Origin of the sequence: Mycobacterium sp. URHD0025 (assembly GCF_000426065.1) — a bacterium.
Taxonomy (GTDB): Bacteria; Actinomycetota; Actinomycetes; order Mycobacteriales; family Mycobacteriaceae; genus Mycobacterium.
The window spans coordinates 70,107-92,969 of record NZ_AUEQ01000001.1; the positions used below are offsets into that span (position 1 = coordinate 70,107).

General features: G+C 65.6%; 25 protein-coding genes and 1 riboswitch. Of the genes, 14 read left to right on the plus strand and 11 right to left on the minus strand.

What is annotated here, in order from left to right; all coding sequences use genetic code 11:
* Positions 1-100: 100 nt before the first annotated feature.
* From H977_RS0100360 to H977_RS0100370, 3 genes are read left to right on the plus strand one after another with little or no spacing between them, the layout of a single operon-like run.
* A complete protein-coding gene (locus H977_RS0100360; protein WP_029105997.1) occupies positions 101-1,285 on the plus strand; it encodes a macrolide family glycosyltransferase in 1,185 nt (394 codons plus the stop codon).
* 55 nt (positions 1,286-1,340) lie between these two features.
* On the plus strand, positions 1,341-2,009 hold the full coding sequence (locus H977_RS0100365; protein ID WP_029105998.1) for a GAP family protein: 669 nt from the start codon (positions 1,341-1,343) through the stop codon (positions 2,007-2,009).
* 38 nt (positions 2,010-2,047) lie between these two features.
* Positions 2,048-2,671 carry a CYTH domain-containing protein gene (locus H977_RS0100370; protein ID WP_029105999.1) on the plus strand — a complete coding sequence of 208 codons (624 nt, stop codon included), beginning with the start codon at positions 2,048-2,050 and terminating at the stop codon, positions 2,669-2,671.
* A gap of 2 nt (positions 2,672-2,673) precedes the next feature.
* Here H977_RS0100370 and H977_RS0100375 read toward each other — a convergent pair whose 3' ends face one another.
* Together H977_RS0100375 and H977_RS0100380 are read right to left on the minus strand one after the other, a co-directional pair.
* Positions 2,674-3,129: a hypothetical protein gene (locus tag H977_RS0100375; RefSeq protein WP_029106000.1), complete on the minus strand. Its 456-nt coding sequence runs from the start codon at positions 3,127-3,129 to the stop codon at positions 2,674-2,676.
* Between the two features lies 1 nt (position 3,130).
* Positions 3,131-3,571: a hypothetical protein gene (locus H977_RS0100380; protein ID WP_029106001.1), complete on the minus strand. Its 441-nt coding sequence runs from the start codon at positions 3,569-3,571 to the stop codon at positions 3,131-3,133.
* Between the two features lie 115 nt (positions 3,572-3,686).
* Here H977_RS0100380 and H977_RS35535 point away from each other — a divergent pair, with 115 nt between their 5' ends.
* Genes H977_RS35535 through H977_RS32170 form a run of 3 tightly spaced genes read left to right on the plus strand, consistent with a single transcriptional unit; the run spans position 3,687 to position 5,532 of the window.
* On the plus strand, positions 3,687-4,577 hold the full coding sequence (locus H977_RS35535) for an EspA/EspE family type VII secretion system effector (protein WP_029106002.1): 891 nt from the start codon (positions 3,687-3,689) through the stop codon (positions 4,575-4,577).
* The gene (locus H977_RS0100390) at positions 4,570-4,890 is read left to right on the plus strand and encodes an ESX-1 secretion-associated protein (protein WP_036474710.1); all 321 of its coding nucleotides are present in this window, start codon (positions 4,570-4,572) and stop codon (positions 4,888-4,890) included. The genes H977_RS35535 and H977_RS0100390 overlap by 8 nt, the downstream gene beginning before the upstream one ends.
* Positions 4,891-4,941: 51 nt before the next feature.
* The gene (locus H977_RS32170) at positions 4,942-5,532 is read left to right on the plus strand and encodes a hypothetical protein (protein WP_155946447.1); all 591 of its coding nucleotides are present in this window, start codon (positions 4,942-4,944) and stop codon (positions 5,530-5,532) included.
* Positions 5,533-5,536: 4 nt separating this feature from the next.
* Here the strand turns inward: H977_RS32170 and H977_RS0100400 are convergent, their stop codons facing one another.
* Positions 5,537-6,166, minus strand: coding sequence for a TetR/AcrR family transcriptional regulator (locus H977_RS0100400; RefSeq protein WP_051288484.1), 630 nt, complete (start codon positions 6,164-6,166; stop codon positions 5,537-5,539).
* A gap of 100 nt (positions 6,167-6,266) precedes the next feature.
* On the opposite strand from H977_RS0100400, the gene H977_RS32175 reads away from it, so the two are divergent.
* From H977_RS32175 to H977_RS0100415, 3 genes are read left to right on the plus strand one after another with little or no spacing between them, the layout of a single operon-like run.
* Complete coding sequence (locus H977_RS32175; protein WP_036474712.1) at positions 6,267-7,301, plus strand: membrane protein; 1,035 nt, start codon at positions 6,267-6,269, stop codon at positions 7,299-7,301.
* The gene (locus H977_RS0100410; protein ID WP_029106005.1) at positions 7,288-8,454 is read left to right on the plus strand and encodes an FAD-binding oxidoreductase; all 1,167 of its coding nucleotides are present in this window, start codon (positions 7,288-7,290) and stop codon (positions 8,452-8,454) included. The genes H977_RS32175 and H977_RS0100410 overlap by 14 nt, the downstream gene beginning before the upstream one ends.
* A gap of 18 nt (positions 8,455-8,472) precedes the next feature.
* Entirely contained in the window at positions 8,473-9,375 is a 903-nt protein-coding gene (locus H977_RS0100415; protein WP_029106006.1) for an aldose 1-epimerase, read from the plus strand.
* Positions 9,376-9,377: 2 nt separating this feature from the next.
* Here H977_RS0100415 and H977_RS0100420 read toward each other — a convergent pair whose 3' ends face one another.
* The 6 genes from H977_RS0100420 to dnaK form a co-directional block, all read right to left on the minus strand.
* Positions 9,378-9,764 (minus strand): hypothetical protein, encoded by a 387-nt coding sequence (locus tag H977_RS0100420; RefSeq protein ID WP_036474714.1) that lies wholly within the window; start codon positions 9,762-9,764, stop codon positions 9,378-9,380.
* 143 nt (positions 9,765-9,907) lie between these two features.
* Positions 9,908-10,414 carry a hypothetical protein gene (locus H977_RS35110; RefSeq protein ID WP_155946448.1) on the minus strand — a complete coding sequence of 169 codons (507 nt, stop codon included), beginning with the start codon at positions 10,412-10,414 and terminating at the stop codon, positions 9,908-9,910.
* A gap of 117 nt (positions 10,415-10,531) precedes the next feature.
* Positions 10,532-10,918, minus strand: coding sequence for a heat shock protein transcriptional repressor HspR (locus H977_RS0100435; RefSeq protein ID WP_036474716.1), 387 nt, complete (start codon positions 10,916-10,918; stop codon positions 10,532-10,534).
* Complete coding sequence (gene dnaJ / locus H977_RS0100440) at positions 10,915-12,081, minus strand: molecular chaperone DnaJ (RefSeq protein ID WP_029106010.1); 1,167 nt, start codon at positions 12,079-12,081, stop codon at positions 10,915-10,917. Before dnaJ ends, H977_RS0100435 begins: the two co-directional genes overlap by 4 nt.
* A 37-nt stretch (positions 12,082-12,118) precedes the next feature.
* On the minus strand, positions 12,119-12,760 hold the full coding sequence (gene grpE, locus H977_RS0100445; RefSeq protein WP_029106011.1) for a nucleotide exchange factor GrpE: 642 nt from the start codon (positions 12,758-12,760) through the stop codon (positions 12,119-12,121).
* Positions 12,757-14,619: a molecular chaperone DnaK gene (dnaK, locus tag H977_RS0100450; RefSeq protein WP_029106012.1), complete on the minus strand. Its 1,863-nt coding sequence runs from the start codon at positions 14,617-14,619 to the stop codon at positions 12,757-12,759. The genes grpE and dnaK overlap by 4 nt, the downstream gene beginning before the upstream one ends.
* A 317-nt stretch (positions 14,620-14,936) precedes the next feature.
* Between dnaK and H977_RS0100455 the strand changes: the two genes are divergently transcribed.
* Together H977_RS0100455 and H977_RS32180 are read left to right on the plus strand one after the other, a co-directional pair.
* A complete protein-coding gene (locus H977_RS0100455) occupies positions 14,937-15,755 on the plus strand; it encodes an Abi-alpha family protein (RefSeq protein ID WP_196808143.1) in 819 nt (272 codons plus the stop codon).
* Positions 15,756-15,794: 39 nt separating this feature from the next.
* Positions 15,795-17,102, plus strand: coding sequence for a DUF445 domain-containing protein (locus tag H977_RS32180; RefSeq protein ID WP_036474718.1), 1,308 nt, complete (start codon positions 15,795-15,797; stop codon positions 17,100-17,102).
* Here the strand turns inward: H977_RS32180 and H977_RS0100465 are convergent.
* Together H977_RS0100465 and H977_RS0100470 are read right to left on the minus strand one after the other, a co-directional pair.
* The gene (locus H977_RS0100465) at positions 17,099-18,481 is read right to left on the minus strand and encodes an L-serine ammonia-lyase (RefSeq protein WP_036474720.1); all 1,383 of its coding nucleotides are present in this window, start codon (positions 18,479-18,481) and stop codon (positions 17,099-17,101) included. The genes H977_RS32180 and H977_RS0100465 overlap by 4 nt on opposite strands.
* Before the next feature lie 51 nt (positions 18,482-18,532).
* Positions 18,533-18,635, minus strand: a riboswitch (glycine riboswitch).
* A 113-nt stretch (positions 18,636-18,748) separates the two neighbouring features.
* On the minus strand, positions 18,749-19,780 hold the full coding sequence (locus H977_RS0100470; RefSeq protein WP_029106015.1) for a LacI family DNA-binding transcriptional regulator: 1,032 nt from the start codon (positions 19,778-19,780) through the stop codon (positions 18,749-18,751).
* Positions 19,781-19,937: 157 nt separating this feature from the next.
* On the opposite strand from H977_RS0100470, the gene H977_RS0100475 reads away from it, so the two are divergent.
* From H977_RS0100475 to H977_RS0100485, 3 genes are read left to right on the plus strand one after another with little or no spacing between them, the layout of a single operon-like run.
* Complete coding sequence (locus tag H977_RS0100475) at positions 19,938-21,263, plus strand: aryl-sulfate sulfotransferase (protein WP_029106016.1); 1,326 nt, start codon at positions 19,938-19,940, stop codon at positions 21,261-21,263.
* Entirely contained in the window at positions 21,260-22,099 is an 840-nt protein-coding gene (locus H977_RS0100480; protein WP_029106017.1) for an ABC transporter permease, read from the plus strand. The genes H977_RS0100475 and H977_RS0100480 overlap by 4 nt, the downstream gene beginning before the upstream one ends.
* A gap of 1 nt (position 22,100) precedes the next feature.
* Positions 22,101-22,859, plus strand: coding sequence for an ABC transporter ATP-binding protein (locus H977_RS0100485; RefSeq protein ID WP_029106018.1), 759 nt, complete (start codon positions 22,101-22,103; stop codon positions 22,857-22,859).
* The last annotated feature ends 4 nt before the right edge of the window (positions 22,860-22,863 follow it).

Here is a 22,863-nt window from a genome sequence, read left to right on the forward strand (position 1 = left end):
TTTTCCGATAGAGAAAATGCTTGTCCCGATGTACAACGTAGTCAAGGTTGAGTCTGTTCCGCTCAACTTTGAAAATTTTCCTGCGGGCACAATCGGCTGAGTGCGCACCCCCTCCCACGTCGCCGTCGTCGCCGCATCCGCTCCCAGCCATATGTACCCGCATCTGGCCGTGGTTCACGAACTGGTACGCCGCGGCCACCGGGTCAGCTACCTGGTGGGTGGACATCTGGCCGATCTGGTGGCCGCGACCGGGGCCGACGTGATCGCCTGCACCTCGGTGCTGCCGGGGGCACCGGGCGCACCGGAAACGTTCGACGACTCCGACCCGGCGGCCGGCATGCGGATGTTCCTCGACGAAGCGGTGCACGTCCTGCCTCAGGTCCATGCCGCCCTGGACAACGACCGCCCGGACGTCGTTCTCTACGACATCGGCGGCTTGGCCGGCCCGGTCGCCGCCGCGCGCTGGGGCGTGCCGTCGGCCCAACTCTCCCCGAGCGAGGTGGCCTGGGAGGGCTATCACGAGGACATGGCCGAGATCCTGGACCCGATCCTCAACAGCCCAGGCGGACTGGCCTATCGCCAAGCGTTCGACGAGTGGCTCACCGATTCAGGGACCGAGTTGACGTTCGACGGCGTGACCGGCGTACCGCCGCGCTGTCTGGTGCTGATCCCACGGGTCATGCAACGCAACTCCGACCGGGTCGGCGATCGCTACCGGTTCGTCGGCCCGTGCATCGACCCGCGGCGCGAGGATGCCGGCGACTGGACCCCGCCGGCCGGCGGCGGCCCACTGGCGCTGCTGGCCTTCGGCACCGCCTATACCGAACGGGCCGACGTGTACCGCAACGCGATCGACGCACTGGACGGGCTGGGCTGGCGGCTGGTGTTGGCGTGCGGGCGCGCCGACGTGGGCGCGGTCCCGTCCTGGGTCCAGGTGCGAAAGTCCGTTCCCCAGCCGGCCGTGCTGCGACAGGCCCAATGCTTCATCACCCACGCCGGCATGGGTTCGTGCACCGAGGGCTTGTGGTTCGGCGTCCCGATGGTGGCGATCCCACAGGCCGTCGATCAGCCGGCCAATGCCGCACGCCTGGAGACCATCGGGGTCGGCCGTCACCTGCCCGATCGCCTGCCCAGCGTGGAAGACATCCGCGACGCGGTACTCGGGATCGCGAACGACCCACGGGTCCGGTTGAACCTCGACACCATCCGCGCGGAGATCCACGCCCACGGCGGGCCGCAACATGCCGCCGACGCTGTCGAGGACATCACCTCCGGACGGTGGTGAACGTTGCTAGGTTTTGCTCGGACACCGCATTGAGTAATGCAACGAGAGGGCGCCGATGACCGAGAGCTGGGGTTCGGTTCTTGCCGACCTCATCCCGCTTGCCATGGTGGTGGCCCTGTCGCCACTGTCGATCATTCCGGCGGTGCTGGTGCTGCACACGCCGCGCCCCCGGCCGGCCGGCCTGGCGTTCCTCGCCGGATGGCTGATCGGCCTGACCGCGCTGACCGCGATCTTCGTCGGCGTGTCCGGCTTGTTCGGCCACCTCGACGAGCCTCCGAAGTGGGCATCGTGGTTGCGCATCGTGGTCGGTGCCGCATTGATCGTCTTCGGCGTGTACCGCTATCTCACCCGGGCGAAATCCGAGCACAGCCCCAAGTGGATGGCCAGCCTGAGCAGCCTCTCGCCGGCCCGGGCAGGCGCCGCCGGCCTGGCGCTCACCGTGGTCAACCCCAAGGTGCTGTTCATCTGCGCGGCAGCAGGTTTGGCGATCGGCAGCGCCGGTCTCGGCCAGCCGGGGGTCTGGGCGGCAGGGCTCTACTTCGTTGCCGCCGCCGCGTCGACGGTCGCATTGCCGATCCTCGCGTATGCAGTGTCGGGTGATCGGCTCGATCCCATGCTCGCCCGGCTCAAGGAATGGATGGAACGCCGGCATGCCGTGTTGGTCGCGGCCATTCTCGTGGTGATCGGTCTCCTCGTGCTCTACAAGGGAATTCACGGCCTGTAGGTCAGGCTTTTCGGCACAGATCGGGCTACGGTATGCGCATGTCCGAATCCGGTTTCGGTGATTTCGAATTCGAGCGGAAGTTCTTTGTCCGCGAATTGCCCGCAGTGGCAGCATCGGATCCTGCACCAGCGCTGATCGTCCAGGCATATCTGTTCGCCTCCGATGGCTACGCGGTGCGCGTCCGCGTCCAGGGACCGGCGCCCGCTGAATTGAACGCGACTCCCGCCCAGCTCGTGGAGACATTGGGCGACGGATCGTTGGGAACTATGACAGCCAAAGGTCCCGCCATCGGGGGCACCCGCTATGAAGCCGAACGGGAGCTCGATCCACTGATTGCGGCGCAGATCGTGAGCCGGTCCGAATTCGTGATCGCCAAGGTCCGCTATTCGATGTGGCTGGGCGAGGACGGCTGGATCATCGATCAGTTCCTCGGGCGAAATGCACCGCTGTTGCTCTCCGAAGTTGAGCGTGGCGGACCCGTGGTCGATCTGGCGATTCCCTCGTTCTGTGTTTCCGAGGTGTCCGAAGATGACCGGTTCCGCAATGAATACCTGGCGCACAAGCCCTTCGGCACCTGGTCAGGTGAATATCTGAGTGAGCTGGGTCAGCAGGGACCGACCTTCGTGGATACTTTGGGCCACAATCACTTCGAGGGAAACTGAATTCAGGCGCGGTAGGACTGCTGCTGCGGGCCACGGCCCTGAGAGATCGCGTAGTTCATCGCGCTGTGGACGGTGACGAGCATGGTCTGGTACATGGCTTCTTCGCGTTCGATCTGCTGACGGAACTCAGCATGTACGGATTCGGCCCGCTTCCTCGCATGCCGCCTCACAGGCAGTCTCATTCGCTTTTCGCCCACATATCCGATGAGCTCATTGCACCTGTCCGCTTCAGCGGCCAGCTCCTCGTACGGCGCCACCCAGAGGCGATCGCCCGGCCAGCGCGCCCAGAATGCCGACGAGTGCGTATATAACCGTGCGAGGGTCCGATAGCACACCTTTGTGCCGTTCCAATCGGCTGCAAGGACCGCGGCCGCACTTCCGATCGTCGCTACTAGCCCGACAATCACATAGGGAATGGACCCCTCAATGAAGGTGCCAAGGTCGAATTCGGTGCCCATGTCATCTGAACCCTTCAGCAATGGCTGCCTGCCGGTCGCGCACGATGGCTGCGTTCAACGCAGCCACCACTGCGCCTGTCCAATGTCGCACGGCGGCAATCTCTTTGGCGCGCTCCTGGCTATTGGGAACCACCAGTTTGCCCTCCTCGAGCAGGAGAAGCATCAGCCAACACCGTTGCGCTTCCTTGTCCAACTCACCGTAGGGCGCGCTATCCAGCCGGTCAGCGGGCCAGCGGGCACGGAACTGTGCCGATTCCTGCTCCAAACGCCGCCAGTAGGCATTCGGCCGGTTCGTATAGAACCACCACCAGAGCCCGCTCGCAGCCACGAGAATCACGGACATCAAGAGGCCTATCGCGACGAAGCGAGCCAACGCTTCCTCTGGAGTGTCGGGCCAACTGCGTACGGACAGCGGGATGAACATCTCCCCCGGAACCAGCATTGCCGCAGTCTAGCTACGTCGCATCGACGGGCACCGTGGCAAGTGCTCAATTTGATGCGCCGAAGCCCGTAAACCCGCTGTTAGGCTTGCGAAGTCGCAGACGAAGAGGGGGCAAATGAGCAAGCTGGATCACGCCCGATCGGTCATCGAGGTCGCGTTCGCGGGTAAGGGTGCCTCTGAGCACTGGGAAGCGAAGAATAAGGAGAACCCGGTCGAGGCGGCCGTAGCCCAGGCCGGTCTTGGCGCAGACCTAATCGGTGGCTTGCACATGTTCGGCGAGCTTGGCTCCGAACACTTGCTCAAGAAGTCGCCCACCAACTTCAGCTCTTACGGTTCTCCGAAACCAACGATCAAAGGGTTCGGGACGCCGATCCTCAGTGCAGCCCTCCTCGCCCTTAATGGGATCCAGTTGACGTGCGGAATCGGCGATCCGGAGACCGGCGACCGGTTCACTAAGGGCGCCGACCACTTCAACACGATCGCGGACACTTTGAAGAGCGCGACGCCCACCGAGCAGTGGCATGGCAGCGGATCGGATGCCTACGCCGCCCAGAATGATCTGCAGCAGGACCGCGCCGCGAAGATGGCCAAGATCGACGCAGAAGTACAGGACATCATCGCCGGCCAGGCGGGTCAGCTTGAAAAGACACGTATGGTCCTCGACGTCGCGGCGACCTACCTCACCGTCTGCATCCCGATAGCGATTGTGATCGGGAAGACGCCACCGACCGGCCCGGCACAACAGATGGCGTTCGAGGTGAGTGCGGTCGGCATAGCGATGCCCCCGGTGCTCGGCGCGATTGCGACGATGCAATACCTGGCGACCGACAATGCACAGAAGTTCCAGAAAGCCGCCAACGCCTACCGAGAGGCCGCCGCTGGCGCGAAGCCCGCCGGGGCGCCACCAGGGTCGATGTCACCACCAGACGGCAACACGACTCCCGCCCCGTGGAGCCCCTCCGGTGGCACGTCGACAGGTACTGGAGAGGGATCGATCGATGTCTGACGGCACACTCGGCGTCACTGCGCCCCACGTCCGCGAGCTGTCCAACCGACAGCGCACTGCGGCGGGCTACATGAAGGTCGGAGCGACCATCACCGACGGCGTCACCGATTCCATGATGGTGAACCACGGCACGATCTGCACTGCCAGCATCATGGCCCTGGCTTTTGCCAACGATGCCCGCGCAGCGGCATGCGAAGCAATGGCATTCGTCTCGCAGGACATGTCGGAGAAGCTGAACATCTCCGCCACACAGTATGAGCGGACGGATACTCAAGGTGGAGCAGACATCGGCAAGCAGATGCATCCACGGTGACAATGCCGACCAGTTATTCGATGGCTGAGCCGGAACAGGTATGACTAACGCATGACGCCTCACGGTTCCGACTGGGACGACGCCGATGACAACGGCCTCGATGCGTTCGACTTCGGCGCACCTCAGGTCGAGGAAGACGCGTCCGACCTCGACGCGCTGCCGGACTTCCAGGGCGGCCTGGACGTTCACGACGACCACGGCACCGGTTTGGACGCGGTCCACGACTACGCCAATCACGACGAAGTCGAGGACCACGAGGACGACGGCTTCGGTGCCCTCGACGGCCGGCCTGACGAAGAAGACGAAGAGCAGATCCCGGTGGTCCAGGCCATCAATCCGCCCGGCACTGTCACCGTCACGGCGTACCTGAACGGGTCAGTCGCCCAGGTGGATCTGGACCCGAAGGTGACCAGGCTGACCGAGGCTCAGTTGGCAGACGAAATCCGGTTCGTGGCCGGCGTCGCGGCCAAGCGGGCGACGGCAGTGGTGCATGTCGGCGTGGTCAACATGATGGTCGAGCAGGGGATGGACTTCCAGGAAGCGCGAGACTTCGTCGGAACAAACATGCCGTTCGCGACCCCGGAGCAGGCCGGCGAGGCAGAGCTCGCACTGATCGCCCGCCACTCCGACCGGGCGCACTGACCGCCTACAACTCGGGCAAGCCCAGCTCAGCCGCATCGGCGGTGAGGTAACGGGTGATCGTCGGGGCCAGCAGCCGCACCACCTCTTCGCCGTCGAGTGTCGCCAGCGGCGGCACCGCCATGACATAGCGCAGCATCGCGGTACCGACCAGATTCGATGCGGCGAGCATGGCGCGCAACCGGGCCTGCTCGCCACCACCCAGCACGCCTGACACCGCGGCGAGCACGTAATCCTGCATGAACGTTCGAAATGCGACGTGCGCATCGGAATTCGATGTTGCCGACTGCAGCATGACCCGCATGCTGGCTGCGGTGTCGGGAGACTCCCACATCTTCAGATAGACGCGGACCATGCGTTCGCCGATCTCCTCGGGCGGCCCTTCCAGCGCCGCCACCAACACATCGGGATCGAGAATCAGCCGTAGCGACTCGCGGAACAGGTCGGCTTTCGAGCCGAACAGATAGAGCACCATCGACGCGTCGACGTGCGCATCCGCGGCGATGGCGCGGAGCGTCGTCTTCTCATATCCCTCGGCCGCGAAGCGCTGCTTGGCCGCTGCCAGCACTGCGTCGCGGGACACCGGATCACCCTGACGGCGCCCGCGGCGCGTGGCAGTTTTCCCAGGTGAAGCCATGCATCGACACTATCATTTCAATAGGTGTTGAAAAAATACCCGTAGCGGCGTTACCCTCACATCAACCGATTAATTCAACGTCGGATGAAAAGAGGGAACGATGCTCTCGACCCAAGCCCCCGCGCCCGTCCACCACGCGGCGCCCGAACACCAACCACCCGCCGCTCTGCGCGCTGCGGGCATCGTCACCGTGCTGACCGTCGCGATCGCCATCGTGGCCATCGCCTTCGCCCTGCCCGCGTCGCGCTCCAAACCGCACGACGTCCCGATCGGCGCCGCGGGACCCCAGGCCGCCACCAGTCAGATCGCCGAACGCCTCGAACAGCAGGCCCCCGGCGCATTCGCCGTGACCTACTACCCCGGCGAGGAGTCGCTGCGTGAGGCGATCCTCAATCGAAACGTGTACGGCGGCATAGCGTTCGGCCCGCAGGGGCCGACCCTGCTGACTGCCACCGGAGGCAGCCCGGCCGTCGCGCAACTGCTCACCCAGATCGGCACCGGCATCGCCGCGCATTCCGGGATGGCCCTTCACACCGAAGACCTCGCGCCACCCACCAGCCAAGATCCGCGCGGCACCGGACTCGCCGCTTCTGCCCTGCCGATCACACTGGCCGGGATGCTGCCGGCCGTCGCACTGGTGCTGCTGTTGCGACGCGAGGTGTGGACCCGCCTGACCGCCACCATCGTGTTCTCCGCACTCGCCGGCACTACGGTCGCGGCCCTGCTCTACTACGTGTTCGGCTCGATCGACTCGAACTTGTGGGGCGTCGCCGCAGGGCTGGCCCTGGGGATCGCCGCCGCGGGACTGTTCATGCTCGGCCTGGGCTCACTGTTCGGCAAGGCCGGCCTGGGTCTGGGCGCCGCATTGGCCTTGCTGCTGGGCAACCCGCTGTCGGGTTTGACGTCGGCACCCGAGATGTTGCCGGCCGGCTGGGGCCAGCTGGGTCAACTGTTGCCGCAGGGTGCCACCGCCACGCTGCTGCGATCCACCGCCTACTTCGGCGGCGCGGGCGCGGACCTGGCGCTCATCGTGCTCAGTTGCTGGGTCCTCGCCGGGTTGTCGTTGGTGATCATCGCGGCTTTGCGGCGGCCCGGACGGCCCGCGCCTAGACTGCGACTCCGTGGGACTCGATGACCGTGAAGCGCTGCAGACACTGCAGAGTGCCGTCGACCCCGAGCAGGGCTCCGCGACGCTGATCCGCAACTTCTACACCCAGTGGTTCGCCACCGACCTCTCGGCGCGCGATCTTTTCCCGCCCGACATGACCAGCCAGCGCGATGTGTTCGCCCGCGCTCTGACCTGGCTGTTCGGGGAGCTGATCGCGCAGCGCGCCGAGGAGCCGGTGGCGTTCCTGGCTCAGCTCGGCCGAGACCACCGCAAATACGGTGTGACGCAGAGCCATTACGACTCCATGCAGGACGCCCTGTACAACTCGTTGCACAGCCACCTCGAGTCTGAATGGGACGACCGGTTGGCCGAGGCCACCCGTGACGCAGTGGCCCTGATCATCGGGGTGATGCGGGGGGCGGCCGACGCCGAGGATTCCCCGGCCTATTGCGACGGCACCGTCATCGAACACCACCGCGTCACCCGCGACGTCTCGGTGATCCGGCTACAACTCGACCAGGCGCTGTTCTACCACCCCGGCCAGTACGTCACCGTCCAGGTGCCGCAATGGCCGCGCCGGTGGCGCTACCTGAGCCCGGCGGTTCCGTCCGACCGCTCCGGGGGCATCGAATTCCACGTCCGATCGGTGCCGGGCGGCATGGTGAGCACCGCCATCGTCGCCGAGACCAAGATCGGGGACCGCTGGCGGATGTCCAGCCCGCACGGCGGGTTGCACGTCGACCGCGACGGTGAGGATGTGCTGATGGTGGCGGGCAGCACGGGTCTGGCCCCGCTGCGAAACATCATCATGGACATGACCTTGCACGGTGAGAATCCGCGCGTGCACCTGTTCTTCGGCGGCCGCTACCCCTGTGATCTGTACGACCTGAAAACGCTGTGGCACATCGCCTCGACCAACCCGTGGCTGTCGGTCACCCCGGTGTCCGAGTACAGCACCGATCCGCCCTGGGCCGGTCAGTATCCCGACGTCCAGCCACCGCGCGGCCTGCACGTACGCCAAAAGGGCACCCTGGCCGAAGTCGTGACCAGGTACGGCAACTGGGGCGATCGGCAGATCCTGATCTGTGGTGGCCCGGACATGGTCACCGCCACCAAAGCCGCGCTGGTCGAGCGGGGAGCACCGGCCGAACGCATCCAGCACGACCCGCTGACGCGCTGAGGATGCCAGACTGGCGCCATGGCCGCGGTTCACCCAGTCACCCTGCATGATCCGTCGTCGTCGCTGACGGCCACCTACGTCCCCACTGCGGGAATGATCTGCACCTCGCTGGCCGACGACGTCGTCGAATACCTCGGCCAGCGCCGCGGACTGCAGGCCTACCTGACCGACGGCAAGACGATGGGCATCCCGATCCTCTACCCGTGGGCAAATCGCCTGAGCGCCAACGGGTATCGCGTGGGCGACACCATCGTGAATGTGGCACCCGGGGTCAACGGGGTGCGCGGCGACGCGTACGGGTCACCGATGCACGGTGCGCTGGCCGCCAATCCGGACTGGCAGGTGATCGAACACACCGAGAACGCGTTGACGGCATCGCTGGGCTGGGACAACGACCCGCGGCTGCTGGTGACGTTTCCGTTCCCGCATCGCTTGACCATGGCGGTGACGCTGGCCGACCGCACCCTGACCGTCGCCACCACGGTGGCGGCGACCTCCGAGCAACCGGTGCCGCTGTGTTACGGCTACCACCCATATCTGACGATTCCTGATGTGCCGCTCGAGGATTGGCAGTTACGGACGCCCGATATGCGGCATCTGTTCGTGGATGACCGCGGCCTGCCCACCGGCGAATCCGAGGACTGGCCGGGTGGGTCGAGACAACTGGGTACCACCGAACTCGACGACGGATTCGATGCCGTCGACGTCGGTGCGGTGTTCACGCTGTCGGGCGGAAGCCGCCGGGTGGAGGTCGCCTTCGACGCGGGTTACCCCGCCGCGCAGCTGTTCGCTCCGCTCTCCGACAACGTGGTGGGCATCGAGCCGATGGCCGCGCCCACCGATGCGTTGCGGCGGGGAAACTACCGTTTCGCGGTGCCCGGAACGCCGGAGACAGCCACGTTTTCGATCAAAGTCGGCTAGGGCTAGCTCGGTGACCCCATGGTGATGGTGCGCACGCGGTTCCTGGCTTGACCGGCCGCCTCGCTGTCCTGGCTCACGCCCACTACCTGAATCCAGGTTCGGGGGCCGAGCGACAAGCACGTGACGAGCACCGACACCCCCGTGCCGTTGAGTTCTCCTGCGCCGGAAACGGATCCGTTGCCGTTGGATGTCACTCTCAGTCCGGTCTCACGGATCGCAAAATCCGCATCTGTCATGCATTGCGGTTGAGATTTGGCTCGGGTGTCCGAACCCCAGTGCATCGCCGGTGACGGATCCGCCAGTGCCGGTGCGGCAGTGGCGAGCAGAACCGCACTCGCGGTACCTAACGCAACGCCGACTCCGACGATCCGGGAAATGTTGTGACCCATGATGTCCTCCCCCACATTCGAGCCGCCTCCACACAAGCTGCCGGTGCAGTGCGCGGGCGGCTATGTGAATCGTTGCGGGGACGGCACGGGCAGGCACGCGTAGGCGACTACTTCAATTTATGACCTGTGGTACTCACTTGACTCTAGGAGCGGTCAAGAACGCCTTCAGCCACAGGCGGATACGTCGTTCGGTATCCCAATTTGCCGTCGGAAAGCACCCGGAAGCGCTCACCCGCGCCCTCCTGGCACTTCTGAAGATCACTGTGCGCATCGAAGTTGGCCACCCGGAACTCGACTTCATCGCCATCGGCCTGGCTCAAGAACACCTGACCGTAGCAGGGGACGCTCGGAATCCCTATGGATCCACAACGTTCGCCAAGATGGCATCCGCGGTCGATGGTCAGCGTGATGTCGAAGGCGCGTCCCTCTTCGCTGTTGGCCGTGCCCTCCCACCGGCCCATCATCGCGGCGACAGGATCCGAGCGCATCGAAGATGTCGACGACGACGAGGCGCTGCTCGCCGAACCGCCGGGGCTACTGCTGTGATTGACGATGATTGTCACGAGACCGGTGACCGCGGCGGCCCCGACTACGCCAATGGCGGCCCAGGCTTCCTTGGGGATACCTGTCCGCCTGTCGCTTTCCTCCATCGCACGTGCCTCCGATCTGCTGTGCATAGCACCAATGCTGTGCACCGTGATCGTTTACCGCACCGGAGGGGGCAACTAGCGTAAGCCGCTACCTAAAATTTGCCGACACATCGCAACTTATTGTGAATGCCGCCGCCGGGCCGCGGGCTGCCACAGCACCACCGCTTTGGAGGCCACCGACACATCGTGACGCTGGTTGGTGCTGAGTTGTTCGACCTGCTGGGTCAATTCGGAGACCCGAGCCCGCAGCGCGTCGACCTGATTGGTCAGTTCGATGATGCGCTTGATGCCGGCGAGGTTGACACCCTCGTCCTGCGACAACCTCTGCACCTCGCGGAGCAGGTCGACGTCGCGCTCGGAATAGCGGCGCCCGCCGCCGGAACTGCGCTGCGGGCTGACCAGGCCGAGCCGGTCGTATGTACGCAAGGTCTGCGCGTGCATACCGGCCAGCTCGGCGGCCACCGAGATCAAAAACGTGCGAGCTTCCTCTTTCCGCTGGCTCATATGTTGCCTGCCCATCCGGCCCGCGGATCGAAACCGCTGGCCCGTTCGGCTTTCGCATAGGCCTCCAGCGCCTCTGCCGCTTCACCTTCCAGGTTCGGCGGCACCGCGACCTTCACCGTGACCAGCAGGTCACCGTGCCCGCCGGAGCGTTTGGGCACCCCGCGACCGCGCACCCTCAGGATCCGGCCGTCGGAGGTGCCCTTGGGCACGCGCACGCCGACCTTACCGTCCAGGGTGGGAACGGAAAGCGTTGTTCCCAGGGCCAATTCGTGGAAGCTGACCGGAACGCTGACCGTCAGGTCGTCGCCGTCACGCCCGAATACCTTGTCGGGACGCACATGCACGGTGACGTAGAGGTCGCCCGACGGCGCACCCCGTAGCCCGGCCTCGCCCTGGCCGGCCAGCCTGATGCGCTGACCGTCCTCGACGCCGGGTGGAATCCGCACGTTGATCGTGCGGGTCCGGGTGGTGACGCCGGTGCCCTGACATTCGGCACAGGGATGCTCGATGATCGAGCCGCTGCCCCGACATTCGGTGCAGGGTTCGGAGAATCCGAACGCGCCCTGGTTGCGGTTGACCACACCCGAGCCATTGCAGTTCGGGCACACCTTGGGGCTGGTGCCCGGCCGTGCACCGCTGCCGTGGCAGTTGGTGCAGGGTGCCGGGCTGGTCAGCCGCAGCGGCATGGCCACGCCCTTGGTGGCTTCCAAGAAGGACAGCTCGGTTTCGGTTTCCAGGTCATTGCCCCGGCGTGGCCGGCTCGGACGCGGTTGTGCACCGCGCCCGAACAGCCCTCCGAAGAGGTCACCGATGTTTGCGCCGCCGCTCTGGCCGGCCGCGTCGAACAGGTCACCCAGGTTGAATTCGGCTCCGTCGGAACCGAATCCGCCACTGAAGTTCCCGCCCGGGTTGAACCGACGCCCACCCCCGGCGAACAGCCGGCGGGTCTCGTCATACTCCTTGCGCTTCGCGGGGTCCGACAGAACACTGTTGGCCTCGGAAACGGCCTTGAACCGCTCCGCCGCTCCCGCATCGGGATTGCGGTCGGGATGCAGTTCGGAGGCCAGTTTCCGGTAGGCCTTCTTGATCTCGTCGGCGCTGGCGTCAGAGGAGACGCCGAGCTCCTTGTAGAAGTCCTTCTCGACCCACTCGCGTTGGGCCATGCGCCACCTCCTTACCTCTTCTCTCTAGTTGGATTGTCTAGTTGTCTGATTCTGCGGCCTGATCACCGGCGGCGTCAGCGTTATCCGCTGTCCCCGACGGGGAATCAGTACCGTCTGCGGCCTCGGGCACCGTGTCGACCACACCGACGAGGGCGTGCCGGACCACCTGGTCACCAATTTTGTAGCCACGGCGCATCACGGTCCCGACAACGGGATGGGTGCCCTCGCCCTCGTGCTGCACGGCCTCGTGCAGTGACGGGTCGAACTCGTCACCCTCGGAGCCGAATGAGGAAAGGCCCTGTCCTTCAAGGGCGCTGACCAGCTTGTCGGCAACCGACTTGAGCGGTCCGGATTCCAGGTCACCGTGGCTGCGAGCACGGTCCAGGTCGTCGAGCACACCCAGCAACTGGGTGATGACGCCGGACTTGGCCCGCTCGGCGGTGACCTGCTGATCGCGCAGTGCCCGCTTGCGGTAGTTGTCGTATTCGGCCTTCACGCGTTGCAGCGTGGCCTTGAGCTCGGCGACCTCGTCGCTATCGCTCGCCGACTCTCCGGCTTCGGAGGCGGCCGACGCCGGCCCACCAGGGGCCGGCGCCTGCTCACGAACCTCACCGGTGTCGGGATCGATGCGCCGTTTGTCGGTGATGGTCACCGGCTCGTGCGTATCGTTCTCGCTCACTTGGTCTCCTGGTCATCGTCGACAACCTCGGCGTCCACCACATTGTCGTCCGCGCTGGACGAGCCGGCAGCTCCGTCGGATCCACCGGCGGCCTGCTCAGCCTGGGTGGCTTCGTAGATCGCTTGGCCCAGGCCCTGCGACTCGACACCGAGCTTCTCCATGGCGTCCTTGATCGCTGAGATGTCGGAGCCTTCCAGCGCCGACTTGGCCGTCGCGATCGCGGCGTCGACCTTGGTCAAGGTGTCCTCGGGAACCTTCGATCCGCCCTCGGCTTCGCGCTGCTCCTTGACGAACTTCTCCGTCTGGTAGACCAGCGACTCGGCCTGGTTGCGAACGTCGGCCTCTTCGCGACGCTTGCGGTCCTCGTCGGCGTGCGCCTCGGCGTCCTTGATCATCCGGTCGATCTCTTCCTTGGAAAGGCCGGAGCCTTCCTGGATCTTGATCGTGTTTTCCTTGCCGGTGCCCTTGTCCTTGGCGGTGACGTGCACGATGCCGTTGGCGTCGATGTCGAAGGTGACCTCGATCTGCGGCACGCCGCGGGGGGCCGGCGGGATGCCGGTCAGCTCGAAGGAGCCGAGCAGCTTGTTGTGCGAAGCGATTTCGCGCTCACCCTGGAAGACCTGGATCTGCACCGACGGCTGGTTGTCGTCGGCGGTGGTGAAGGTCTCCGACCGCTTGGTCGGGATGGTGGTGTTGCGTTCGATCAGCTTGGTCATCACGCCGCCCTTGGTCTCGATTCCGAGGGACAGCGGGGTGACGTCAAGCAGCAGAACGTCTTTCACCTCGCCCTTGAGCACACCGGCCTGCAGCGCGGCGCCCACGGCGACAACCTCGTCCGGGTTGACACCCTTGTTGGGCTCCTTGCCACCGGTCAGTTCCTTGACCAGTTCGGTGACAGCGGGCATCCGGGTCGAGCCGCCGACCAGCACGACGTGGTCGATCTCGGAAACCGAGATGCCGGCGTCCTTGATCACCGACTGGAACGGCTGACGGGTGCGGTCCAGCAGGTCCTGGGTGATCTTCTGGAACTCGGCGCGGGTCAACTGCTCGTCGAGGAACAGCGGGTTCTTGTCGGCGTCGACGGTGATGTAGGGCAGGTTGATCGAGGTGCTCTGCGAGCTCGAGAGTTCGATCTTGGCCTTCTCGGCGGCTTCACGCAGCCGCTGCATCGCCATCTTGTCCTTGGTCAGGTCGATGCCGCTGGTGGACTTGAACTTGTCGACCAGCCACTCGACGATCCGGTCGTCCCAGTCGTCGCCACCGAGGTGGTTGTCACCGGAGGTGGCACGCACCTCGACGACACCGTCGCCGATCTCCAGCAGCGAGACGTCGAACGTGCCGCCACCGAGGTCGAAGACCAGGATGGTCTGTTCCTTGCTGCCCTTGTCCAGGCCGTAGGCCAGAGCGGCCGCGGTCGGCTCGTTGACGATGCGCAGCACGTTGAGGCCGGCGATCTGACCGGCTTCCTTGGTGGCCTGACGCTGGGCGTCGTTGAAGTACGCGGGCACGGTGATGACCGCGTCGGTGATGTCCTCACCGAGGTAGGCCTCGGCGTCACGCTTCAGTTTCTGCAGCACACGCGCGCTGATCTCCTGCGCGGTGTAGTTCTTGCCGTCGATCTCGACGGTCCAGTCGCTGCCGATGTGACGCTTGACCGAACGGATGGTCCGGTCGACGTTGGTCACGGCCTGGTTCTTGGCGGGCTGGCCGACCAGCACCTCGCCGTTGCGCGCGAATGCGACAACCGACGGGGTGGTCCGGGAGCCCTCGGAGTTCGCGACGACGACGGGGTCGCCACCCTCCAGAACCGCGACGCATGAGTTGGTGGTCCCGAGGTCGATGCCGACCGCACGAGCCATGGTGTTGCCTCCTGATAGATATCGGGGTCTGAGCGGACTGCGCTCAAGCTTGCTCCGGGCGAGCATAGGTTGTCAACCCAGACTTGAGTCACTGTCACTCAACTTGCTGTCGATGTGGTCAACGGGGGCTTCGGCGGATTTGTTCCCGGCGCAGCGGTTTCTTCGAGGACGGTTTCACCGTCGGTACTCGCCTCTGCCCAGGCCGGGTACCGTGCCCCATAATCAGATGCCGCCGGCCGGGCTCGGCCACGGCTCGACATCGGCTCACACCGTCGCCCCCGGGGCGCGAACAGCCACTTGAGGGGGATCGACCGGCGATGGCAGACGAGATAACCAGGCCCGAACCGAACGTGCCCGAGGACAAGCCCGCCAAGCACGGATACCAGCGCCGGGCGTTCCGATGGGCCACCCCGGTCGGCGACATCGCCATCGCCATCCGCACCCCGCGCAATCCCCGGCCGCTCCTGCCGAAGCGGTACGACCCGTTCGGTATCGCCGATCGCGCACTCGACGCCGCGAAGACGAGCATGAAGCTGGCCGCCTGGGGCGAGGAACAACTGGCCACCCTGGTGAAGAACCGGTTGGAGGCCATCGAATCGACACCGCGGCCGGTACCGACGGCCACGCCGGAGGAGCCGACCGCCCACTCACTGAACACCAAGATGGACCGCTTGTTGGACCGCGCCCTGGACCAGAGCACCACCGGCAGCCAGGTCGAGCTCTACCACCGCCTCCTCGATCAGTTGGTCGCCGACGAAGCCCGGATCATCGGCGCGCTGTCGGAGGGCGCGGCCTCGCCACTGGTCAACGTCTACACCTGGACACGCGCCCGGACCCCGGGACAGGCCGTCCTGGAGAACGCATGCCTGATCGGCCGCACCGCCAACGTGGCGTTGCCGGCCATGGTCCCGCAGTACGTCGGTCATCTGCTGTCCCTGGGACTGGTCGAGACCGGCCCCGAGGATCCGTCGCAGAAGGCGGACTACGAGGTGCTCATGGCCGAGCCCATGGTCTTGAAGGCCGTCAAGAGCGCCTCGCGCGGGCCGCTCACCGCCCGGGTGGAGAAGCTGACCCTCACGCTGTCGGGCCTGGGTCGCGGTCTGTGGGAGGCTGCGGTCCAGCGGGACGGTACGTAACCGCATGGGCAGCAGCGAGAAGCCGAAGGCGGATCGCGCATGACAACAGCCGAGACATTCCTCGCGATCCAGACCTGGCAGGAGATCAAGGCGGATTTCGGCGTCAATTGGCTGATCTATCTGTCCATGCCGTTCGTCGCCGCCTTCGTCGGGTGGAGCACCAAGATCGTCGCGCTCGAGATGCTGTACCGGCCGATGGAGTTCAAGGGCATCGGCCTGATCGGCTGGCAGGGCATCGTGCCTCGCCGTGCGGGCAAGGTCGGGTCCAAGACCATCGAGCTGCTCACTCAGAAGCTCCTGAGGCCTGAGGAGCTGCTGGAGAAGGTCGACGCCAGAGAGGCCGTCGATGCCCTGCGCGAACCTCTGACCCAGGCAGTCGACGAGATTTCCCGCGACATCGCCGAGCAGATCCGCCCCGGGCTCTGGGATTCGCTGCCCGACGCCGCGCGCAAGGCGATCATGTCGCGTATCCACGACCAGACCTCGATAGTCGTGGAGAAGATGCTCGCCGAGATGCGGTCGGACCTCAACCGGTTCGTCGACATCCAGTACCTGGCCGTCACGACACTGGTCCGCAACAAGGACAAGCTCAACAAGCTGATGCGCGGACTCGGCGACAACGCGATGGCCTTCGTCCGTCGCAGCGGCATCTACTTCGGACTCGTGATCGGCGTGGTCCAGATGGTCGCGTGGGCGCTGTTCCAGAACCCGTGGATCATGCCGGCTTTCGGGTTCGGGGTCGGTTTGATCAGTGACTACATCGCGCTCAACATGCTGTTCCGGCCCGTGAGGCCCACGAAGTACCTCGGTTTCATCCCGTTCCAGGGATTGCTGCACGCCGAACGCGAGGAGATCACCAAGGACTACGCGCGCATCCTGGCCGAGGATCTGTTCTCACCGGAGATCCTGTTCGACGGCGTGTTACGAGGCCCGGGCTCCGACAAGCTGTTCGCGTTGGTCGGCAAGGAAGTCGCTGCGGCCATCGACGCGCAGACCGGCATCGCCACCCCGCTGGTGAAGTTCGCCGTCGGAACCCGGCGATACAACGCCCTCAAGGACAACATGGTGAAGATAGTGCTGGAGCGCCTTCCCACCACGCTGGTCGAGGCCCAGGACTACGCCATGAATGCGCTGGACCTCGAACAGACCATCATCGACAAGATGGGTCAACTCACCAACGAGGAGTACGAGTCGATCCTGCGGCCGGTCTTCAAGGACGACGAACCGACCATGATCGCGGTCGGCGCGATCCTCGGCGGCGTCGTCGGCGAAATCCAGGTGCAGGTCGTCGAGCACTTCGGCAACGAACCCGCGGCCGTCGCGCTGCGCGCCCTGCTGCATCACTAACATTCGACGACGTTGACGGGGACGTTGACCGCCAGCCCGCCGGTTGAGGTCTCCTTGTACTTGGCGCTCATGTCCATGCCCGTGGCCCGCATCGTCTCGATGACCTGATCGAGGCTCACGCGGTGGGTGCCGTCACCCCGCAGTGCCATCCGGGCCGCGTTGATCGCCTTGCCCGCCGAGATCGCGTTGCGTTCGATGCACGGAATCTGCACCAGCCCGCCGATCGGATCGCACGTGAGGCCGAGGCTGTGCTCCATGGCGATCTCGGCGGCGTTCTCGACCTGTTGCGGTGTGCCGCCGAGGATTTCGGCCAGCGCACCCGCGGCCATCGATGCGGCGGAGCCGACCTCGCCCTGACAGCCGACCTCGGCACCCGAGATGGAGGCCCGCTCCTTGTACAGCGAACCGATGGCCCCGGCCGTCAGCAGGAAGCGGATGGCGGTGTCGTCCGGGTCGGCCTTTCCGGCAGGCGTGTAATGCAACGCGTAGTGCAGGACCGCCGGGATGATCCCGGCCGCACCGTTGGTCGGCGCGGTCACGATCCGGCCGCCCGACGCGTTCTCCTCGTTGACCGCGAGCGCGATCAGGTTCACCCAGTCCTCGGCGAAAGCCGGATCGCGCTGCGGGTCCTCGGCGTCGAGGCGCACGAACCAGTCCCTGGCGCGACGCCGGACCCTCAGGTTGCCCGGCAGATATCCGTCCCGCGACATTCCGTTGGTCTGGCAAGCCACCATGACATCGCGGATCTGCAGGAGGCGTTCGCGCACCTCGGCTTCGTCTCGAGACAGACACTCCTGACGCATCATCGCCTGGCTGACCGACAGCCCCTCCCGCTCGGTGAGTGCCAGCAGGTCGGCGGCCGAACGGAAGGATCCGGGCGACTCCGATTCCGCCGCTGCGTGCCGCGCCAGTTCGGTTTCGGTGACGACGAATCCACCGCCGACCGAGAAATAGGTCTCGCGGTAGACGATGTCGCCACCGGCCGACAACGCGGTCAACGTCATGGCATTCGGGTGCTGGGCCAGCCGGCGGTCCGGTTGCAGGTGCATGTCGGACTCGGTCAGCGCGATGGCGACCCGGCCGGCCAACCGGATCGCGGCCTCGGCTCGGATGGCCTCGAGGCGCCGTTCCATCTCGTCGGTCTCGATCGTCTCGGGCCGGCAGCCCTCGAGACCCAACAAAATCGCCGGCATCGTGCCGTGCCCCGCACCGGTCGCCGCGAGCGAGCCGAACAGATCCACCCTGACCTCGACGACGTCATCGAGCGCGCCGCGGCCGACGAGTTCGTCGGCGAACATGCCGGCCGCCCGCATGGGGCCCACGGTGTGCGAGCTCGACGGGCCGATACCCACCGAGAACAGGTCGAACACGCTGGTCATGAGGCGCTCCAGTCTCCGGGCATCCAGTTACGGATGCGTCGTGTGGTGACACCTCCCCGCTCTGTCCTGAAACCTGAGAGTTTTGGCGCGGCGCGCCTTTCACCTTCGGTAAGCGCGACGTACACGGGTCGCACTGTTCTCCAGAGTTGCCTCGACACTGCGGTATTGGGCCTGAGAGATTCCCGGGGAGGATTTGCTCCTACGGCGCCTCCGGAACGGAGGTTCTCCCACAATGCGTCATCGACGTATTGAGTTATGTGACGGATGTTACTCGCTTGGGACGCGTTGCGGCCGGTCGCTGCACCCGCAGGTATCGCCGATCCGCAGCGACGGGTCCAGAATCTCGGCAGCCGGCGCATCTCCGAGCAGACGGCCGAGCGCCTGACGGGCCAGGGCATCGACGGGTTGCTGCACGGTGGTGAGCCGGAGCCGTCCGTAGTCGGTCACGGCACCGTCGAAGCCGACCACCCGAATGTCCTGCGGGATCCGCAGGCCCGCATCGGCGATCGCCCGGATGGTGGCCGCCGACTGGCCGTAGGTGCCCACCACGAACGCCCGCGGGGTGGATTGTCCGCCAAGCAGATACTCCGCGACCGCCGCATAGGCTCCGGCCGGCGTGAGATCGGTCCGGATGAGCGGAATGTCGCCACCGACCACGGAGACGACGCCCTCGAAACGCTGCTGCACCGTTTCCCGATCGCCGAGACGGACGTCGGCCTCGGTGAAACCGCCGACGAAGGCCACGTCGCGGCAACCGTGGGTGTCGAGCAGGTGCCGGGCGAGAAGTTCGCCGGCACGGACGTGATCCACGCCGACGATGTCGGCCTCGACCTCACCGCGGATGTTGTGCATCCACACCACCGGAATACGTTCCTGCCGGCAGAGTTTCGCCGTTTCCGGTGCGTTCGCCGCACCGACCACCAGTAGGCCGTCGACGCCGACCTCGGTGAACGCGGTGGCGAATTCGAGTTCCCGCTCTGGGTCGTATCCGGTGTTGCCGATCAGGGTCAGGTGATCGCGCGCTCGGGCTTCGACCTCGATGCGTCCCACGAACTGACCGAACAACGGAAGTGTGAGATCGGGAACCAACAGGCCGATCTGCCGCCAGCGACGCGGCCGACGCAGTGCCCTGGCCCGACCATCGGGCCGGTAGTTCAACTCGTCGATCGCGCGGAGCACCTTGGCCCGCAACAGATCTGATACCGGCCGCGGCCCGTTGTTGAGCACGTAGCTCACCACCGCCGTCGAGGTGCCGGCGCGGCCGGCGACGTCTGCCAGGGTCGGACGTTTCACACTCACAACGCGTGGACCCTCCGCTCGTCGACGACCGCTCATAAGAGTTTGAATCACCCCGATTGTGACGGTTCCGCCTCAGCTTCGCTTGCTTACGCTAATCGATTAGAACCGTAACGAGGAGGACCCATGGCTGTAACCGGAAATTGGTGGAGTAACTGACATGGCATTTGTACGTCTCAGTGGAGTCACTTACCTCGATCCCGAGCTTGTCCATGACAGCTATGTCCTGTTCACCGGCGCCGACGGAGTCACCCGGGTGATCGACCTCAACGGCACCGTGGTGCACGAGTGGCCGTATGCCGGTGTGCCGCCCCGCATTCTGGATCCCGCGCTCAACGACGGGCGCGTCGGCGACGTCGGGGTACAGCTGTCCGACAGCGATGACGCCCGCGGCGGCATCTACGCCAACGGCACCGTCGGCCAGCTCGACTGGGACGGCGAGATCGTCTGGGAATGGGGCACGCAGGCACCTGACGGCGCAGCTCGGCAGAACCACGACTGGGAACTGCTGCCCAACGGGAATCGCCTGATCTTGGTGACCGTTCCCCGCGTGGTGCCCGCCCTCGGCCGGCACACAGTCGGCGATCAGGGACTCTACGAAGTCACACCGGGGGGCGAGATCGTCTGGCAGTGGCTGGCCGGCGATCATCTCGATGAGTTCGGATTCTCCGAGGCCGGTTGGGATGCCCTGCGTCAGACCGTCGCTCGCGACCCCGATGATCCCTGGGGTTATCTGGAGATGAACAGCGCCAAGAGCCTCGGGCCCAATCGGTGGTACGTCGACGATCCGGACTCCGTCTTTCACCCCGACAACATCCTGGTCAGCTTCCGTAAGGCCAACATCGTCGCGCTGATCGACAAGTCGTCCGGAAGGATCGCCTGGAAACTGGGCCCCTACCACGAGGCCGAGTTCGGTTCCCAGCATCAGCGGATCAACGTGCACAAGGTGCCGCGCCCGGTCGATCAGACCTCCGGTCAGCACAACCCTCACATGATCGCCCCGGGCCTTCCCGGCGCTGGCAACATACTGGTGTTCGACAACCAAGGTGGCGCCGGGTACCCGGCCGCACCGCTGGGCATCTACGCCGGCTCGCGGATCCTCGAAATCGACCCGGTCACAAAAGAAATCGTATGGCAGTACACCGCTGAAGATTCCGGTCTCGCCTCTTGGACCTTCTTCAGTTCCTTCGTCAGCAATGCCCAGCGGCTACCCAATGGCAACACCTTGATCACCGAGGGCATGCAGGGCCGGTTGTTCCAGACCACCCCCGACGGTGACGTGGTGTGGGAGTACCACAGCCCGTATGAAGGCTACGGTGTCGCCGGCGAACCCGAGGTCAAGCAGACGAGGGTGCCCGGGGTCGACCGGCTCACCCGGACTGCGCTGGTGTACCGCTCGCAGGCCGTCCCGTTCGATTGGGTACCCGAGGGCACGTCACGCTCCTCACTTCATCCAGTAGGACACAACCCGGAACGTGTGCCATGACAGCCGGTTTGGCGGCCCGCGCACCCGCACCGAGCGTGGCCTGTCGTCCGGGCCCCGCCCTGGTGCGATCGGTGTTCGGCCGGTTGCGTGTACTCGGTTGGACGCTGGCGGGGCTGGGCATCGCCGCGGCGCTGTGGTCGGCGATGGTGGCGACCGGACGGTTCCCGCGGCAGCTGTTCCCCAGCGTGCCCGAGATCCTGGCCGCGGGGCAGACCCTGTGGACCGAAGGCCTGTTGGCCGATGACGTTCTCGCCAGTTTGCGCAGGGCAGCAGTCGGTTTCGCGATCGGTGCCGCGATCGGCATCGTCGTCGCGGTCTTCACCGCAACCACGTCGGCCGGGCGCAATCTGCTGCAGCCGGTGCTACGGGTGTTCTCCCCCATCCCGACGATCGGTCTCGTCCCGCTGGCGATCCTGTGGCTCGGCTTGGGCGAGAACAGCAAGACGCTGGTCATCGCGCTCGGCGTCTTCGTCCCGGTGTGGATCAACAGCCACACCGGGTTGGCCAGCACGCCGGTCGACTACCTGAAGGCTGCGCGCTGCCTGGGAGCCGGCCGGTGGCAGACGCTGTCGAAAGTGGTGTTGCCCGAAGCTGCCCCCGACATCGCGTCAGGTCTGCGCGTGGGCGCGGCGATGGCATTCGTGCTCATCGTGGTGGCCGAGATGACCGGAACCACGGCGGGTATCGGATACCGGATCTCGCAGGCACAGCTGTTCTCTCAGGCCGACCGGCTGATCTTCTGCCTGATCGTCCTGGGCATCGTCGGCGCGCTGTGTGACCTGCTGGTCGCATCGGTCACGTCCCCGTTCACCCGCTGGGCTCAAGAGGAGCGCTGAGATGGCTGTCCAGACCCATGATCTCGTGGTGAAGTTCCCGGGCAAGCAGGAGCCGACACTCAAGGGCATTTCCCTGACCATCCCTGACGGGTCCTTCTCCGTCCTCGTCGGCGCGTCCGGCAGCGGGAAATCGACACTGCTGCACTGCCTGGCGGGTCTCATCACCGCGACCGCGGGCTCGGTGACCGACAACGGCGAGACGGTCAACGCGCCGCATCCCCGCAGAGGTGTCGCCTTCCAGCGCGATGTGCTGTTCCCCTGGATGACGGTCGCCGACAACATCGACTTCGCCCTTGCGGCGCGGCGGCTGCCAAAATCCGAGCGCCGCACCACGATTCAGGAACTGCTCGATCTGGTGGGCCTGCGCGACGAGGTGGCCGCACAGCGGCCCGGCGAGCTGTCCGGCGGCATGCGGCAGCGCGTCAGCATCGCCCGGGTGCTGGCCGGGGAGCCGACCGTGATGTTGATGGACGAACCGTTCGCGGCTCTGGACGCCCTGACTCGCCTGCGCATGCAAGATCTGCTGATCGATCTGTGGACGCGGCTGAACCGCACCATCGTCTTCGTCACGCACGACATCGACGAGGCGATCCGGCTCGGTGACACCGTCAGCGTGCTGCGCGACGGGCAGATCGTCGATCAGATCACCAACCCGCTCAGCCGGCCCCGGCCGGCCGATGCACTGGCAGATCAGCCTGGCTACAGCGAGATGCGCAAGACCCTGCACCACCAGCTCGGCATCGATCACGCCCTGCACTGACCTC